This is a genomic window from Kitasatospora sp. NEAU-CNBT7 (assembly GCF_057220535.1).
This window is the reverse complement of sequence record NZ_JBXQQB010000008.1, coordinates 24,826-40,207: the sequence shown is the minus strand read 5'-3', so window position 1 is coordinate 40,207 and position 15,382 is coordinate 24,826. Positions and strand designations below refer to the sequence as shown.

Sequence of the window (15,382 nt, the reverse complement as noted above, 5' to 3'; positions counted from 1 at the left end):
CCGAATGGCGTGCCCGGGTGGGGGTGGCGTGCCCCGGGTCCCGGACAACCCCGGGACAGCCCCGGGACAGCCCCGGACAGCCCCGGGCCGGGCCCCTGGGTACTTCCGGACCTCACGGGACACGGTGCGCGGCGATGCGGCAGAGTGGGGCGGATGACGAGGACCGCGCACCGCCCCACCCCCGAGGAACTGGTCGCCGCCCAGGACGCCACCATCCCGGACGTGGCCGCACCCGGCCTGCGGGTGCTGTTCTGCGGCATCAACCCGGGCCTGTGGTCCGGCGCGACCGGCCGGCACTTCGCCCGGCCGGGGAACCGGTTCTGGCCCGCACTGCACCTGTCCGGCTTCACGCCCCGCCGCTTCGGGCCGGACGAGCAGCAGGAGCTGATCCCGCTCGGCCTCGGCATCACCAACGTGGTCGCCCGGACGACCGCCAAGGCGGCCGAGCTGACGCCCGAGGAGTACCGGGAGGGCGGCGCGGCGCTGGTCGAGCGGGTGGAGCGGTTGCGTCCGCGGGCACTGGCGGTACTCGGGGTGGGCGCGTACCGGACGGCCTTCGGGCGGCCGAAGGCGGCGGTCGGCCCGCAGGAGCACACCATCGGCGAGACCCGTGTCTGGGTGCTGCCCAACCCCAGCGGGCTGAACGCGCACTACTCGCTGGAGGCCATCGCGGACGAGTTCCGGGCGCTGCGCGCGGCGGTCTCCGACGGACCGCCGCCCGGGTCCGCCGGCGCCTGACGTCCGGCCCCGACGACGTCGGCGACCGCCAGGGCGGCGCAGTGACGGCGGGTCAGCCGCCGGCCGGGCCCGGGACCCGGCCCGGGGTTCCGCCGAAGCCCTCCTCCGGGGTGCCGGGCTCGACCGCCAGCGGGGTGCCCGAGGTGAGCCTGACCAGTTCCTCGTACGTCATCGGCACCACGGTGTGCGGCGTGCCCGCGGCGGCCCAGAGCTGCGGGAACCCGGCCAGCGCGGTGTCCACCACGGTCCGCAGCGGCGCCGGGTGCCCGGTCGGCGCGACCCCGCCGATCGCCTGGCCGGTGGCCTCCCGGACCTGACGGGCGGTGGCCCGCACGACCGGGCCGCCGCCCAACTGCCCGGCCAGGAAGCCGGTGTCCACCTGGTGGCCGCCGCTGGTCATCACCAGCAGCGGCGCGCCGTCGTGGACGAAGACCAGGCTGTTGGCGATGGACGCGACCGGGCAGCCCAGCGCGGCGGCCGCCTGGGGGGCGGTCCGGGCCGAGTCGGGCAGTTCCCGGATCGCGGGGGCGATCCCGGCGGCGGCCAGCGCTTCGGCGACCACACGGGATCGGGGTGGCAGGTCAGCGGTCACGGATCGGCTCCCGGGAGGGGTCGCAGGGACGGTGGGCCAACGCCCCGCATGCTCGCAGAGTCGGCGCCCGCCCCGCACCGCGGTTCCGCCCCGCGCCGCGGTTCCGGCCCACCGCACCCGCCCGACCGGCCACCCGCCCCGCCCGTCCGCCCGTCCGATGGACCGGCCACCCGCCCGTCAGACCAGCCGCCCGCCGCCGTCCACGTGCAGCACCGTGCCGGTGACGTACGGGTTGCCCATCGCGAACAGCACCGCCTGCACCAGGTCGTCCACCGAGCCGACCCGGCGGGCCGGGTTGCGCTCGGCGACGCCGCGCAGGAAGGCCGCCTTCTCGGCGCCCAGCCCGTCCCAGGCGCCGGTGTCGACGATGCCCGGCGAGACCGCGTTGACCCGGACCGGCGCGATCTCCACGGCGAGCGCCTGCACCAGGAAGGCGAGCGCGCCGTTGGTGGTGGCCATCACCGTACGGGCGGGGGCCGGACGCCAGGCGGCGACGCCGGAGAAGAAGGTGAACGAGCCGCCCGCCGCCGCCTGCCCGGCCAGGTGCTTGGCGAGCAGCAGCGGGCCGATCACCTTGGCGTCGAAGGCACGCCGGACGTCGTCCGCCGCCAGAGCGGCCAGCGGGCCGTTGGCGGGCATCGCGGCCGTGGAGACCAGGTGGTCGAAGCCGCCGACGGCGGTGGCCAGGGCGGCGATCGACGCTTCGTCGGCGAGGTCCACCGGGACCACCTCGGCCCGGCCGGCCAGCTCACCGGCGGTCCACTCCAGCTTCCGCGGGTCGGGGCCGGCCAGGACCAGGTCGGCGCCGGCCGCCGAGGCGGTGATCGCCAGCCGGCGGCCGGTGTGCGCGCCGGCTCCGATCACGACGACCCGGCGGCCGGCCAGCGGGAGCGCGGCGCCCGCCGGAGCAGAGGTGGCCGGAGCAGAGGTGGCCGGAGCGGTGGTGACCGCGGTCGGGGCGACGGCGGTCGGAGCAATGGGGGTGGTGCGGGGCTCGGACATGGCGGAGGGACTCCTCGGACGGCGGGCGGTGCCCGGTGGAACGGTCACCCCGACCCTCCGCCGACCAGGGGCCATACGTCCAAGGCACGTTTCCTCCCCCAACCATAAAATCTTTGCATGGCTACTCTCCGGCAGCTCGAATACCTGGTCACCGTGGTCGACACCGGCTCCTTCACCAAGGCCGCCGAGCTGCTGCACGTCACCCAGCCCGCCCTCTCGCACCAGATCCGGGCCCTCGAACGCAGCGTCGGCGGCGCCCTGCTGGAGCGTCTGCCGCGCTCGGTGGGGCTCACCCCGACCGGGCGCGCGGTCCTGCCGCACGCCCGCGCCGCCCTGCTCGACGCCGAACGGCTGCGGTCGGCCGCCCGCCGGGTCGCCGGGCTGGACCAGGGCGAACTCGAACTCGCCACCGTGTACTCGGTCAGCCTCGGCCCGCTCCCCGCGGTGCTGCGCAGCTGGCGGCAGCACCACCCGGGGGTGCGGATCCGCCTGCGCGAGTATCCGCACGCCGACCGCTTGCAGGCCGCGATGGCGGCCGGGCAGGGCGACCTGGCGGTCGGTCCGGCGCCGACGGACTGGGACGGGCCGGTACGGGACCTCGGGGTCGAGGAGTTCGTGGTGGTACTGCCGCCGGGCGAGGAGACCGCCGGGCCGACCGTGCCGCTCGGCGAGCTGTCCGAGCGGGACTGGGTCCACTACGCGCCGGGCAACGGGCTCGCCGAGGTGCTGGACCAGGCCTGTGCGGCCGCCGGGTTCCGGCCCCGGGTCGCGGTCCGCACCGAGCAGACCGCCGCCGCCCCGCTGCTCGCCGCCGCCGGGCTCGGAGCCGCCCTGGTCCCGGCCAACGTGCTCCCGCCGGACTTCGACGGCCTGGTGCTGCGCCCCGAGCCCCCGGTACGGCGGACCCTGACCGCCTACACCCGGACCAGGCCCGACCGGCTCACCACGGCCTTCGCCGAGCTGCTCGCCCGGGAGATCCGGGTCCTGCCCGCCGGCCGGTACCTGCCGGAGCGACCGGCGGAGCGGCCATCGGAGCGGCCATCGGAGCAGCCGGTGGAGAGCCCGGTGGAGCGCCCGTCGGACCAGACGTAGCGCAGGCCGTCCTGGCGACCCTCCGCGCGGCCCCCGGACCGGCATCCGGCCCGGCACTCGGACCGGCACCCGGCCGCAGCGCGCGTCCGCAGGCGCCCCACGGGCCGTCACGGGCCGTCAGGCCGTCCTGGTGCGGCGGGCCCGGGCCAGGATCCGCAGCGGGGCCAGCAGCCCGTAGCCGACGTCCTTGCGCAGCGCGCCCGCCCCGGCCCGTTCGACGGCCGTCAGCTGGTGCGCCATCAGCTCCGTCATCATCCGGCCGACCGCCCGCAGTCCCGGGTCGGCGAGCTGGACCACGTCGGCGGCCGCCGTCAGGGCGGCGCGGGCGCGTCCGCACTGGTCGGCGAGGAGCGCCCGGACCGCCGGGCCGTCCTGGGCCCGTTCCAGCTCGGCGCGGGTCACCCCGTGCTCGGCGAGGCGCTCGCGCGGGATGCACAGCCGGCCGTCGGCGAGGTCCCCGGCCAGGTCGGCGAGGAAGTCCACCCGCTGGGCGGCGGCGACGAACCGCCGCCACCCGGCGGCGGCCTCCGGGTCCGGCCCGCCCCGGTACTGGAGGCCGGTGAAGACCACCACGCCCGGCCAGGCGTAGGCGTCCAGGTAGGCCTCGAAGTCCTGCTCGGTACCGAATCCGGCGAAGTCGGCCTCGGCGGTGGCCGCGCCCGCGAGGAAGTCCGACACCCAGTGCGCCGGCAGCCCACGGACCGTCACCGCGTGGGCGTACGCCCGCAGCACCGGGTCGTCGCTGCGCCCGGAGTCCAGTGCCTCCCCGACCCGCGCGGTCAGCGCCCGCAGGCCCTCGGCGCGCTGCTCGGGTGTGCCGGTCTCGGCGGTGTCGTCCACCAGGTTCATGAACGCCAGGCCGGCCGCCAGGTACGGGACCAGCGGCGGCGCGGCCAGCAGCCGCAGCGCGAGATAGGGGGCCTGCTCGCGGCGCAGGACCCGCCGGGCGGCGGCCGTGTAGTCCGCGCGCAGCCCGGCGCCGTCGATGTCTGCGGCGGTCAGGGTGGTGCGCCAGCTGGGCAAGGTGGTGGGTCTCCTCGGGGTCGGGGCGGACCTCGGGGAGGGCGCCCGTTCGGACGCCGCCCACGGTACCGATCCCGGCCGGGGTGCCCCGGGCCGCCTACACCTCGGTCACCAGCCGGCGAACCGCTGGTCCGAGGGGACGATCTCGCGGCCCAGCGGCATCAGCGAGATCGGGATCATCTTCAGGTTCGCCCAGCCGAACGGGATCCCGATGATCGACAGGAACAGCGGGATGCTGGTCGCGATGTGCGCCAGCGCCAGCCACCAGCCCGCGAACACCAGCCAGATCACGTTCCCGACGCACGAGGCCGCGCCCGCGTCCGCCCGCACCACCGTCGAGCGCCCGAACGGCCACAGGACGTATCCGGCGATGCGGAAGCTGGCGATGCCAAAGGGAATCGTGATGATCAGGATGAAACAGATGATCCCTGCGACTGCGTACGCGATGGCCATCCAGATGCCGCAGAAAACCAGCCACAGGACGTTGAGAACGGTCTCCAGCACCTTCATGGTCCAAGCCTCCCACGGGCCCGGCCTCATGGCACGGCGTCGTCGCCACCTCCGCCCCGGGCTCGTGCGTCCCGGGCGCCGGCGGCGGCCCGGGCGAGCAGGACGGCGCGCTCGCGGGCGTTGCGGGTGAGGGCGGCCGCCCGTTCGAACTCCGCGGCGGCCTCGGCGGGCCGGCCGAGCCGGGCCAGCAGGTCGCCGCGGACCGTGGGCAGCAGGTGGTAGGAGGTCAGCGCGGGCTCGTCCAGGAGCCGGTCGGCCAGCTCCAGGCCAGCCGCGGGGCCGAAGGCCATCCCCAGCGCCACCGCCCGGTTGAGCTCCACCACCGGCGAGGGGGCCCGCTCGGCGAGTGCGGTGTACAGCGCGGCGATCCGCACCCAGTCGGTGTCCCCGGCCACCCTGGCGCGGGCGTGGCAGGCCGCGATGGCCGCCTGCAGGGTGTACGGGCCGGGCGGGCTCGCCAGTCCCCAGGCCCGGTCCAGTGCGGCCAGGCCGCGGTGGACGAGCAACTGGTCCCAGCGCCCGCGGTCCTGGTCGAGCAGCAGCACGGGTTCACCGCCGGGCCCGGTCCTGGCGGCCGACCGGGAGGCCTGCAGTTCCATCAGCGCGACCAGGCCGTGCACCTCGGCCTCCTCGCCCATCAGCCCGGCCAGTACCCGGCCGAGCCGCATCGCCTCCTCGCACAGGGCGGGCCGCATCCAGTCGTCCCCGGCGGTGGCGGCGTACCCCTCGTTGAAGATCAGGTAGATCACCTCCAGCACCGGGCCGAGCCGGGCGGCCAGCTCGTGGCCCTCCGGCACCTCGTACGGCACGCCCGCCCCGGCGAGGGTCCGTTTGGCGCGGACGATGCGCTGGGCGACGGTGGCCTCGGAGGTGAGGAAGGCGCGGGCGATCTCGTCCGTCCGCAGGCCGCCGAGCACCCGGAGGGTGAGCGCGGCTCGGGCCTCGGCGGAGAGCACCGGGTGGCAGGCGGTGAAGACCAGCCGCAGCAGGTCGTCCTGGACGTCCTCGCCGAGGGGTCCGGCCAGCTCCTCGGGGCCGGGGTGGGGCTCGTCGCCGAGTTCCCGGCCGAGCTGGGCGAGCTTGCGGGCGTACCGCTGCTCGCGGCGGATCAGGTCGATCGCGCGGTGGCGGGCGGTGGCCATGAGCCAGGCGCCCGGGTTGGCCGGGACGCCGGTCCGCGGCCACTGTTCGAGGGCGGCGACCAGGGCATCCTGGGCCAGCTCCTCGGCGGCGGAGAAGTCGCCGACCAGCCGGGCCAGCACGGCGGTGATCCGGCCCGACTCGATCCGCCAGACCGCGTCGACCGCCCGGTCGGCGGCCCGGTCGGCGGCCCGCCGGGCTCCGGGTGGCGGCGCATCAGGTACGGGCGGTACGGGCGCGCCGGGCACCGGGCCCTCCGCGGAGTCCGATGCGGGGTCCGATGCGTGGCCGCCGGGTCCGGGGCTGCCGGGTCCGGGGGTGTCCGAGGCCGTCACAGCCCTCCATCAGAGCAGCTTTCGGCCCCGGACGCCCGTGGAACCGCGGGTCAGGCCTGGATCGGCCGCTGGTTGGCGTCCCGCCAGGCCTGCTCCTTCTCCAGGGCCTCCTGGGAGACCGCGTCCGCCGGGAAGTCCTCGGCCTCGAAGACCCGGCGGATCTCCAGCGTCTCACCGCCCGGGAAGGGCGCCCGGGAGGCCCACTCGACGGCCTCCTCCAGCGAGCTGACGTCGATCAGCCAGAAGCCGGCCAGCAGTTCCTTGGTCTCGGCGAACGGCCCGTCGGTGACGGTGGGCTTGCCCCCGTCGGTGTAGGTCAGCCGGACGCCCTTGGCGCTGGAGTGCAGGCCCTCGGCGGCGAGCAGCACCCCCGCCCTGATCAGCTCGTCGTTGAAACGGCCCATCTCGGCGATGGCCTCGGAGGTCGGCAGTACGCCGGCCTCGGAGTCGGCGTTGGCCTTGACCAGCATCATGAATCGCATCGTCTTCTCCGTCCTTCGGCGGGCGGCGGGCCCGCTCGGGTGCCTTCACCCCGTACGTCGAACGGGCGGGGGCCGGATCGACGGGTCCGGGCGACTTCTTCGCTATTTCTTCTCCGGCGCCGGCTCGCCGGTGTTGGTCAGCCGGTCGTACTCCGCGACATCGGGGTGGTGCAGGTCGAAGGCGGGTGATTCGGAGCGGATCCGCGGCAGGGTGACGAAGTTGTGCCGGGGCGGCGGGCAGGAGGTCGCCCACTCCAGCGAGCGGCCGTAGCCCCACGGGTCGTCCACGGTGACCTTGGCGGCGTGCCGCTGGGTGAGCAGGACGTTGTAGAGGAACGGCAGGGTGGACAGGCCGAGCAGGAAGGAGCCGATGGTGGAGACGGTGTTCAGGGTGGTGAAGCCGTCCGAGGCGAGGTAGTCGGCGTAGCGGCGGGGCATGCCTTCGGCGCCCAGCCAGTGCTGGACCAGGAAGGTGGTGTGGAAGCCGACGAAGAGCGTCCAGAAGTGGATGATCCCGAGGCGTTCGTCCAGCATCTTGCCGGTCATCTTCGGCCACCAGAAGTAGAAGCCGGCGAACATCGCGAAGACCACGGTGCCGAAGACCACGTAGTGGAAGTGGGCGACCACGAAGTAGCTGTCCGAGACGTGGAAGTCGATCGGCGGGGACGCCAGCAGCACCCCGGTGAGGCCGCCGAACAGGAAGGTGACCAGGAAGCCGATGGTCCAGAGCATCGGGGTCTCGAAGCTGAGCGAGCCGCGCCACATGGTGCCGATCCAGTTGAAGAACTTCACCCCGGTCGGGACCGCGATCAGCAGGGTCATGAAGGAGAAGAACGGCAGCAGGACCTGGCCGGTGACGAACATGTGGTGCGCCCAGACGGTGACCGACAGGCCGGTGATCGCGATGGTGGCGGCGATCAGGCCGGTGTAGCCGAAGGTCGGTTTGCGGCTGAAGACCGGGATGATCTCGGTGACGATGCCGAAGAACGGCAGCGCGATGATGTACACCTCGGGGTGGCCGAAGAACCAGAACAGGTGCTGCCAGAGCATCACCCCGCCGTTGGCCGGGTCGAAGACGAGGGCGCCGAACTTGCGGTCGGCCTCCAGCACCAGCAGGGCGGCGGCCAGCACCGGGAAGGCGAACAGCACCAGGATGCTGGTGAACAGGATGTTCCAGACGAAGATCGACATCCGGAACATCGTCATGCCGGGGGCGCGCAGGCAGACGATGGTGGTGATGAAGTTGACCGAGCCGAGGATGGTGCCGAAGCCGGAGAAGGCCAGCCCCATGATCCACATGTCGCCGCCGACGCCCGGACTGTGCTGGATCCCGGACAGCGGCACGTAGGCGAACCAGCCGAAGTCCGCGGCGCCGTCCGGGGTGAGGAAGCCGCCCACCGCGATCAGCGAGCCGAACAGGTAGAACCAGTACGCCAGCGCGTTCAGCCGGGGGAAGGCCACGTCCGGCGCGCCGATCTGCAGCGGCATGAACCAGTTGGCGAAGCCCGCGAACAGCGGGGTGGCGAACATCAGCAGCATGATCGTGCCGTGCATGGTGAACGCCTGGTTGAACTGCTCGTTCGACAGGATCTGCGTCCCCGGGCGGGCCAGCTCGGCCCGCATCACCAGCGCCAGCACCCCGCCGACCAGGAAGAAGCCGAACGAGGTGGCCATGTACAGGGTGCCGATCTGCTTGTGATCGGTGGTGGTCAGCCACCCCACCAGGGCCCGGCCCCGCCGCCTGCGGCGCGCCGTGAGCCCGGGCCGCCGGGGTGGGCGGGGCGGGGCCGACAGGTCGTCCTGGGGCAGCATCGTCACGGCTGGGCACCTTCCGAGGGCGGGTGCACCTAGCACTACCAGCCCCGCCCGGGCCGGCACCGAGCCACGCCGGGCGCGTCCCCCGGACAGGCCCCGGGCCCCGGGACCGGTGGACTACCGCCCGGCCATCTGCTCCAGCCGGGCGATCCGCTCGCGCATCGGCGGGTGGGTGGAGAACAGCCGGGCGCCGAACTCGCCGGGGCGGAACGGGTTGGCGATCATCATGTGACTGGCCGTCTGCAGCTGCGGCTCGGGCGGCAGCGGCAGCCGCTGGGTGCCCGCGTCGAGCTTGCGCAGGGCGCTCGCCAAGGCCAGCGGGTCACCGGTGATCCGGGCGCCGTCGGCGTCGGCCTGGTACTCCCGGGAGCGGCTGACGGCCATCTGGATCAGCCCCGCGGCCAGCGGCCCGAGGATCGCGATCAGCAGCATCCCGATCAGGCCGGGCCCGTCGTCGTCCTCGCTGCGGCCGACCGGGATCAGCCAGGCGAAGTTCACCAGGAACATGATCACCGAGGCCAGCGCGCCGGCCACCGAAGAGATCAGGATGTCCCGGTTGTAGACGTGGCTCAGCTCGTGCCCGAGCACGCCGCGCAGCTCCCGCTCGTCCAGCAGCTGCAGGATGCCGTCGGTGCAGCAGACCGCGGCGTTGCGCGGGTTGCGGCCGGTGGCGAAGGCGTTCGGCGCCGGGGTCGGCGAGATGTAGAGCCGCGGCATCGGCTGCCGCGCGGCCGTGGACAGCTCGCGGACGATCCGGTACAGCTGCGGCGCCTCGATCTCGCTGACCGGCCGGGCCCGCATGGCCCGCAGCGCCAGCTTGTCGCTGTTCCAGTAGGCGTACGCGTTGGTGCCGATCGCGACCACCAGGGCCACCAGGAGGCCGGTGCGTCCGAAGAAGCTGCCGATCACCAGGATCAGCGCGGACAGGCCGCCCAGCAGTACGGCCGTCCTCAACCCGTTGTGCCCGCGGTGCACGGCAGACCCTCCATGTGGTGCGCGTGGGAAGCCGTCCGTCCCAGCCCTCTGCCCAGCTCAACGGCAGGGCGGGCCGGGTTCGTTCCCCTGTGTGTCGGACGCTACCGGCCGCGGGCCGGGCGGGCAGGTCAGAACAGGCTGCCGGAGACCACCTGGAGCACCAGCTGCGGGGCGACGGACAGCACGGCCGCACCGGCCGCCGCCAGCCCCAGGGTGGCGGCCAGCGGCGCCGGCACCCGGCGGGACTCGGCGGCGCCCTCGGCGGGCGCGAACAGCCGGGCCGTCCACAGCAGGTAGTAGTACAGCGCGACCGCCACGTTGGCGGCCATCACCACGGCGAGCCAGCCGAGCCCGGCGTCGACGGCGGCCCGGAAGACCACCACCTTGCCGAACAGGCCGATCACGCCGGGCGGCAGGCCGGCCAGGCAGAGCAGGAAGAACGCCAGCGCCAGCGCGCTCCAGCGGTTCCGGGCGAACAGCCCGCGGTGGTCGTCCACCCGGGTGCCGCCGGAGCGCTGGACCACCGCGACCACGCCGAAGGCACCGAGGTTGACCAGGCCGTAGATCAGCGCGTAGGCCACCGTCGCGCCGAGCGGGTCACCCGTCCCGGCGTACCCGGCGGCGGCCACCGGGACCAGCAGGTAGCCGGCCTGGCCGACCGAGGACCAGGCGAGCAGCCGGACCGCGCTGTGCCCGGTGTCGAAGCGCTGGCGCAGCGCCCCGGCGTTGCCCACCGTCATGGTGAGCGCGGCCAGCACCGCGAGCGCCAGGCCCCAGGTGTGGCCGTACGGGCGGAAGCCCAGGGTGGCGACCAGGGCGAGGCCGGACAGGCCGGAGGCCTTGCCGACCACCGAGAGGTAGCCGGCCACCGGCAGCGGGGCGCCGGTGTAGGTGTCGGGCACCCAGAAGTGGAACGGGACGGCGGCGACCTTGAACGCGAAGCCGACCAGGGTGAGCACGGCGCCGGCCTCGGCCAGCGGCTTGAGCTGTCCGGGGGCGTGGGCCAGGCCGTCGGCGACGGCGGTGAGGTGGACCGAACCGGTGGCGGCGTAGACGAAGCTGACGCCGAGCAGCATCACGGCGGTGGCGGTGACCGAGGAGAGGAAGAACTTCAGCGCGCTCTCCGCGCCGCGGCCGTCCCGCCGCAGGCCCACCAGTGCGAAGGCGGGCAGCGAGGCCACCTCCAGCGCGATGACCAGGGTCGCCAGGTCGCGGGCGGCGGGCAGCAGGGCGGCGCCGCTCGCGCTGGACAGCAGCAGGAACCAGTACTCGCCGCCGGGCAGCTTCTCCTCGTCCACGGTGTGCAGCGACAGCAGCGCGGCGAGCAGCGCGCCGCCGAGCGCGAGCAGCTGGAAGGCCAGCGCGAAGTGGTCGGCGACGTACGAGCAGCCGCCCCCGCCGGGCAGGCAGAAGGTGGTCCGGGCGGTGCCCCGGGTGAGCGGGAGCAGCGCGGCCAGGGCCAGCACCAGGGCGCCGACGGCGATCCACCCGAGCGCCTTGCGGCTGCGGGCGGGCAGCAGCAGGTCGGCCAGCAGCACGGCCAGGCCGCCGAGCGCGGCGACCAGCGGCGGCGCGATGGCCACCCAGTCGACGGACTGGATCAGGCCGCCCGGGTCGGTGACGGCGAGTGTGCTCATGGCGGGCTGCCCCAGGAGGTGAGTGCCGGTCGGGTGGCTGAGCACGGGTCAGCCACCCCCGAGCAGGTGCTTGACGGCCGGGTCGGACAGGCTCAGCAGCAGCGCCGGCCACAGGCCGGCGAGCAGGGTGAGCGCGGCCAGCGGGGTCCAGCTGACGGCCTCGTACGGCTTGAGGTCGGGCAGCTCGGCGACCGGCGCGGGCTGCTCCGGGTCGCCCATGCAGACCCGCTTGACCACGACCAGCAGGTAGCCGGCGGTCAGCAGGGTGCCGAGGCCGGCCAGCACCAGGTAGGTGAGGAAGGCGGGGCGGGAGAGTCCGGCGGCCGGGTCGAAGGCGCCGTACATGGCGAGCAGCTCGCCCCAGAAGCCGGCCAGGCCGGGCAGGCCGAGGCTGGCGACGGCGGCGAAGGCGAGCAGCGCGCCGATCCTGGGGGCCCGTCCGTACAGGGCGGCGCCGGTAGCGCCGGAGAGGGTGTCCAGGTCGGCGGTGCCGTAGCGGTCCTTGACGGCGCCGACCAGGAAGAACAGCAGGCCGGTGATCAGGCCGTGGCCGATGTTGGCGAACAGCGCGCCGTTGACGCCGGACTGGGTGAGCGAGGCGATGCCCAGCAGCACGAAGCCCATGTGGCCCACCGAGGAGTAGGCGATCAGGCGCTTGAGGTCGCCCTTGGCGCCGGGGCGGGCCAGCGCCAGGCAGGCCAGTGAGCCGTAGACGATGCCGACGGCGGCGAACGCGCCCAGGTAGGGGGCGAAGGTGGCGGCGCCCTGCGGCACGATCGGCAGCAGGATCCGGACCAGGCCGTAGGTGCCCATCTTCAGCAGGACGCCGGCCAGCAGCACCGAGCCGACGGTGGGGGCGGCGGTGTGCGCGTCCGGCAGCCAGCTGTGCAGCGGCCAGGCGGGTGCCTTGACGGCGAGGCCGAGCAGGATGGCGAGGGCGGCGATCACCTGGGTGGTGTGGGTGAGGCCACTGCCGTGGGCGTCGGCGAGCCGGGTCATGTCGAAGGTGCCGGCGTTGACGCCGATCAGCAGGAAGCCGAGCAGCATCACGGCCGAGCCGAGCAGGGTGTACAGGATGAAGCGGTTGGCCGAGGGGACCTTGCGGCCGCTGCCCCAGCGGGCGATCAGGAAGTACATCGGGATCAGCACGATCTCGAAGGCCAGGAAGAACAGCACCAGGTCGAGCACGGCGAAGGTGGCCAGCATGCCGGTCTCCAGCAGGAGCAGCAGGCCGGTGAAGGCGCGGGCGCCGGGGATGCCGTCGCCGCCGGGCAGGCGCTTGGTGGAGTAGACCGCGCAGAGCAGGGTGAGCAGCGCGGTCAGCACGATCAGCGGCAGCGAGATGCCGTCGACGCCGAGGTGGAGGCGCACGCCGATGGCGGGGATCCAGTCGGTGTCGGTGACGGCCTGCATCCGGGCCGGGTGGTCGTGGTCGAAGCCGGCCGCCAGTGCGACGGTGAGCGCCAGCACCGCGCCGGTGACGCCGACGCCGAACCGCAGGGCGCGCCGGCCGTCGGCCGCCGGGTCGGCGCCGAACGGGACCAGGGTGGCGGCGGCGCCGAGCAGCGGCAGCAGCAGGAGGGCGATGAGGACCGCGTTCATCGGGTGCTCCGGTTTCGTGCCGCGGACTGACGGGGGATCGGGCGGGAGGTCATGAGCCGACCGCCACCAGGACGGCGAGCAGGACGGCGCCCGCGAGCAGGGCGCTGAGGTAGGTCTGGGCGTTGCCGGTCTGGGTCCGCCGGACCAGCCACCCGAGCAGGTTGGTGCCGGTGCCCGCGCCCCGGACGTAGGTCTCGATGACCTCGCGGTCCAGGAAGCGGACCAGCCTGGCGGCGGCCGCGGTCGGGCGGACGAACACCGCGCTGTACAGCCGGTCGACGCCGAAGCCCTGCTGCGCGGGCCCGTACAGCGGGCCGAGCAGGAGGCGGCCCGGGTCGGCGGGCAGCTGCTCGATCGCGGGCGGGCCGGCCTGCTCGGGCACCCGGTCGGCGGCGGCCTGGGCCGGGCGGCGGGCGGCGGCGGTGCGCCAGGCGGCGTACGCGATCAGGATGCCGGCCAGCGCCAGCCCGGTGGCGATCACGGCGGTGGTGGTGGAGGGCCGCAGCGAGCCGCCGTCCAGCAGGGCGGGCAGCCAGTCGCCGCGCAGGCCGGCCAGGCCGAAGCCCATGGTCGGCACCGCCAGCACCCACAGCGGCCAGCGCATCGCGGGCGGCTCGTCCCGGGTGGGGTCGGCCTCGTCCGGTTCGGGCGAGTACGGCGCGCCCGGCTCGGGGGTGACCGGCCCGGGGGTGGCGGGCGCGGCGCCCTCGGCGGCGCGGCCGTGGAAGGCGACCAGCCACATCCGGGTGGCGTAGGCGGCGGTGAGCAGCGCGGTGAGGGCGGCGCAGACCAGGACGGTCCAGCCGGCCGCGGCGGGGACCGCGGAGGCGGGGCCGAGGCCGTTGGTGAGGGCGTCGCCGTCGGCGGCGTGCTCGGCGGCGGTGAAGACCGCCTCCTTGCTGAAGAAGCCGGAGAACGGCGGCAGGCCGACCAGGGCGACCAGGGCGATGCCCATCGTCCAGTAGGCGTCGGGGACGCGGTGGCGCAGGCCCGGGATCCGGGACATCGCGGTGACCGAGTTGGTGTGCGCGGCGTGGATCACCACGCCGGCGGCCAGGAACAGCAGCGCCTTGAACGCACCGTGGCTGACCAGGTGGAACACGGCCGCCTCACGGTCGCCGCAGGCCAGCGCGCCGGCCATGTAGCCGAGCTGGCCGACGGTGGAGTAGGCGAGCACCCGTTTGAGGTCGTCCTGGGCGAGCGCGCACAGCGCCGAGCCGACCATGGTGACGGCGGCCATCACGGCCAGCACCATCAGGGCGGCGCCGGACAGCAGGAAGACCGGCAGCAGCCGGGCGACCAGGTAGATGCCGGCGGCGACCATGGTGGCGGCGTGGATCAGCGCGGAGACCGGGGTCGGGCCGGCCATCGCGTCGGGGAGCCAGGTGTGCAGCGGGAACTGGGCGCTCTTGCCGGCCACGCCGGCCAGCAGCAGCAGCGCGGTCAGGGTGGGGTGGCCGAGCCGGCCCTCGCCGGCGGCGGCGAGCACGCCGTCGATCCGGAAGGTCCCGGCGTCGGCGCCGAGCAGGAAGATGCCGAACAGGAACGGCACGTCGCCGAGCTTGGTGACCAGGAAGGCCTTCAGCGAGGCCGAGCGGGCGTCGGCGCTCTCCCAGTGGTGGCCGATCAGGAAGTACGAGCAGATGCCCATCACCTCCCAGCCGACCAGCAGGATGATCAGGTCGCCGGAGTAGACGACCAGGAACATCGCCGCGGTGAACAGCGAGACCAGCGCCGCGTACGAGGGGTAGCGCGGGTCTTCCGCGAGGTACGCGGTCGAGTAGACCTGGACGCAGGTGGCGACCAGGCCGACCAGCACGGAGATCAGCGAGCTGTAGCCGTCCAGGTGGACGGAGAGGAAGATGCCGGGGCCGCTGGTCGGGGCGAGCCGGGTGGCGGCGTCGAACGTCCCGTCGGTGCCCAGCTGGACGGCGACCACCAGGGCGAGCACCGCGGAGACGGCGACCGGCAGGATCGCCAGCGGCCGGGCGAAGCCGGGGGCGCGGCGGCCGGTGGCCAGGATGGCGGCCGCGCCGAGGGCGGGCAGCACGGGGACGAGGACGGGCAGCGCGAGGTTCATTCGGCCTGGCCCTTCAGCTCGGCTTCGGCGGGCTCGGGACCGGCCTCGGCCGGGTCGCCGAGCGCGGTGATCCGGTCGATGTCGGCGGTCCGCCGGGTGCGGAAGACCAGCAGCACGATCGCCAGGCCCAGGCCGATCTCGGCGGCGGCGATGGTGATGGTGAACAGGGTGAGCGCCTGGCCGGCGTGCAGGGTGTCGCGCAGCCAGACGTCGAAGGCGACCAGGTTGAGGTTGACGGCGTTGAGCATCAGCTCGACGGACATCAGCACCAGGACGACGTTGCGCCGGGCGAGCACGCCGTAGACGCCGACGCTGAACAGCAGCGCGGCGAGGACGACGGGGTAGGCGAGATGCATCGG

14 protein-coding genes are annotated in these 15,382 nt (G+C 74.5%); 2 read left to right on the top strand and 12 right to left on the bottom strand.

What is annotated here, in order from left to right; genetic code table 11:
* The first annotated feature begins 153 nt into the window (after positions 1–153).
* Positions 154–738 carry a G/U mismatch-specific DNA glycosylase gene (gene mug / locus AC2TEW_RS13200; protein ID WP_484623553.1) on the top strand — a complete coding sequence of 195 codons (585 nt, stop codon included), beginning with the start codon at positions 154–156 and terminating at the stop codon, positions 736–738.
* Between the two features lie 52 nt (positions 739–790).
* Here the strand turns inward: mug and AC2TEW_RS13195 are convergent, their stop codons facing one another.
* Together AC2TEW_RS13195 and AC2TEW_RS13190 are read right to left on the bottom strand one after the other, a co-directional pair.
* Positions 791–1,330, bottom strand: a complete 540-nt coding sequence (locus tag AC2TEW_RS13195; RefSeq protein ID WP_484623552.1) for a YbaK/EbsC family protein — start codon at positions 1,328–1,330, stop codon at positions 791–793.
* Between the two features lie 177 nt (positions 1,331–1,507).
* Positions 1,508–2,332, bottom strand: coding sequence for an SDR family oxidoreductase (locus AC2TEW_RS13190; RefSeq protein WP_484623551.1), 825 nt, complete (start codon positions 2,330–2,332; stop codon positions 1,508–1,510).
* A 117-nt stretch (positions 2,333–2,449) separates the two neighbouring features.
* On the opposite strand from AC2TEW_RS13190, the gene AC2TEW_RS13185 reads away from it, so the two are divergent.
* Positions 2,450–3,424, top strand: coding sequence for a LysR family transcriptional regulator (locus tag AC2TEW_RS13185; protein WP_484623550.1), 975 nt, complete (start codon positions 2,450–2,452; stop codon positions 3,422–3,424).
* A 117-nt stretch (positions 3,425–3,541) separates the two neighbouring features.
* Here AC2TEW_RS13185 and AC2TEW_RS13180 read toward each other — a convergent pair whose 3' ends face one another.
* The 10 genes from AC2TEW_RS13180 to nuoK form a co-directional block, all read right to left on the bottom strand.
* The gene (locus AC2TEW_RS13180) at positions 3,542–4,447 is read right to left on the bottom strand and encodes a phytoene/squalene synthase family protein (protein WP_484623549.1); all 906 of its coding nucleotides are present in this window, start codon (positions 4,445–4,447) and stop codon (positions 3,542–3,544) included.
* Between the two features lie 108 nt (positions 4,448–4,555).
* Positions 4,556–4,957, bottom strand: a complete 402-nt coding sequence (locus AC2TEW_RS13175) for a YccF domain-containing protein (protein ID WP_484623548.1) — start codon at positions 4,955–4,957, stop codon at positions 4,556–4,558.
* Positions 4,958–4,983: 26 nt separating this feature from the next.
* Positions 4,984–6,345 carry an RNA polymerase sigma factor gene (locus tag AC2TEW_RS13170; RefSeq protein WP_484623547.1) on the bottom strand — a complete coding sequence of 454 codons (1,362 nt, stop codon included), beginning with the start codon at positions 6,343–6,345 and terminating at the stop codon, positions 4,984–4,986.
* Positions 6,346–6,482: 137 nt separating this feature from the next.
* Entirely contained in the window at positions 6,483–6,914 is a 432-nt protein-coding gene (locus tag AC2TEW_RS13165) for a YciI family protein (protein ID WP_484623546.1), read from the bottom strand.
* A gap of 102 nt (positions 6,915–7,016) precedes the next feature.
* Entirely contained in the window at positions 7,017–8,708 is a 1,692-nt protein-coding gene (gene ctaD, locus AC2TEW_RS13160; RefSeq protein WP_484623713.1) for an aa3-type cytochrome oxidase subunit I, read from the bottom strand.
* Between the two features lie 138 nt (positions 8,709–8,846).
* Entirely contained in the window at positions 8,847–9,704 is an 858-nt protein-coding gene (gene htpX / locus AC2TEW_RS13155) for a zinc metalloprotease HtpX (protein ID WP_484623545.1), read from the bottom strand.
* A 128-nt stretch (positions 9,705–9,832) separates the two neighbouring features.
* Positions 9,833–11,341, bottom strand: coding sequence for an NADH-quinone oxidoreductase subunit N (locus tag AC2TEW_RS13150; protein ID WP_484623544.1), 1,509 nt, complete (start codon positions 11,339–11,341; stop codon positions 9,833–9,835).
* A 48-nt stretch (positions 11,342–11,389) separates the two neighbouring features.
* Positions 11,390–12,943, bottom strand: a complete 1,554-nt coding sequence (locus tag AC2TEW_RS13145; RefSeq protein WP_484623543.1) for a complex I subunit 4 family protein — start codon at positions 12,941–12,943, stop codon at positions 11,390–11,392.
* A 49-nt stretch (positions 12,944–12,992) separates the two neighbouring features.
* The gene (locus tag AC2TEW_RS13140) at positions 12,993–15,023 is read right to left on the bottom strand and encodes an NADH-quinone oxidoreductase subunit 5 family protein (protein ID WP_484623542.1); all 2,031 of its coding nucleotides are present in this window, start codon (positions 15,021–15,023) and stop codon (positions 12,993–12,995) included.
* A complete protein-coding gene (gene nuoK / locus AC2TEW_RS13135) occupies positions 15,020–15,379 on the bottom strand; it encodes an NADH-quinone oxidoreductase subunit NuoK (protein ID WP_484623541.1) in 360 nt (119 codons plus the stop codon). The genes AC2TEW_RS13140 and nuoK overlap by 4 nt, the downstream gene beginning before the upstream one ends.
* Between the last annotated feature and the right edge of the window lie 3 nt (positions 15,380–15,382).

Bases quoted from the DNA above. Each gene is read 5' to 3' on its own strand.
- mug (WP_484623553.1), top strand. From the start codon at position 154: ATGACGAGGACCGCGCACCGCCCCACCCCCGAGGAACTGGTCGCCGCC.
- AC2TEW_RS13190 (WP_484623551.1), bottom strand. From the start codon at position 2,332: ATGTCCGAGCCCCGCACCACCCCCATTGCTCCGACCGCCGTCGCCCCG.
- AC2TEW_RS13185 (WP_484623550.1), top strand. From the start codon at position 2,450: ATGGCTACTCTCCGGCAGCTCGAATACCTGGTCACCGTGGTCGACACC.
- AC2TEW_RS13175 (WP_484623548.1), bottom strand. From the start codon at position 4,957: ATGAAGGTGCTGGAGACCGTTCTCAACGTCCTGTGGCTGGTTTTCTGC.
- AC2TEW_RS13165 (WP_484623546.1), bottom strand. From the start codon at position 6,914: ATGCGATTCATGATGCTGGTCAAGGCCAACGCCGACTCCGAGGCCGGC.
- AC2TEW_RS13150 (WP_484623544.1), bottom strand. From the start codon at position 11,341: ATGAGCACACTCGCCGTCACCGACCCGGGCGGCCTGATCCAGTCCGTC.
- AC2TEW_RS13145 (WP_484623543.1), bottom strand. From the start codon at position 12,943: ATGAACGCGGTCCTCATCGCCCTCCTGCTGCTGCCGCTGCTCGGCGCC.
- AC2TEW_RS13140 (WP_484623542.1), bottom strand. From the start codon at position 15,023: ATGAACCTCGCGCTGCCCGTCCTCGTCCCCGTGCTGCCCGCCCTCGGC.
- nuoK (WP_484623541.1), bottom strand. From the start codon at position 15,379: ATGCATCTCGCCTACCCCGTCGTCCTCGCCGCGCTGCTGTTCAGCGTC.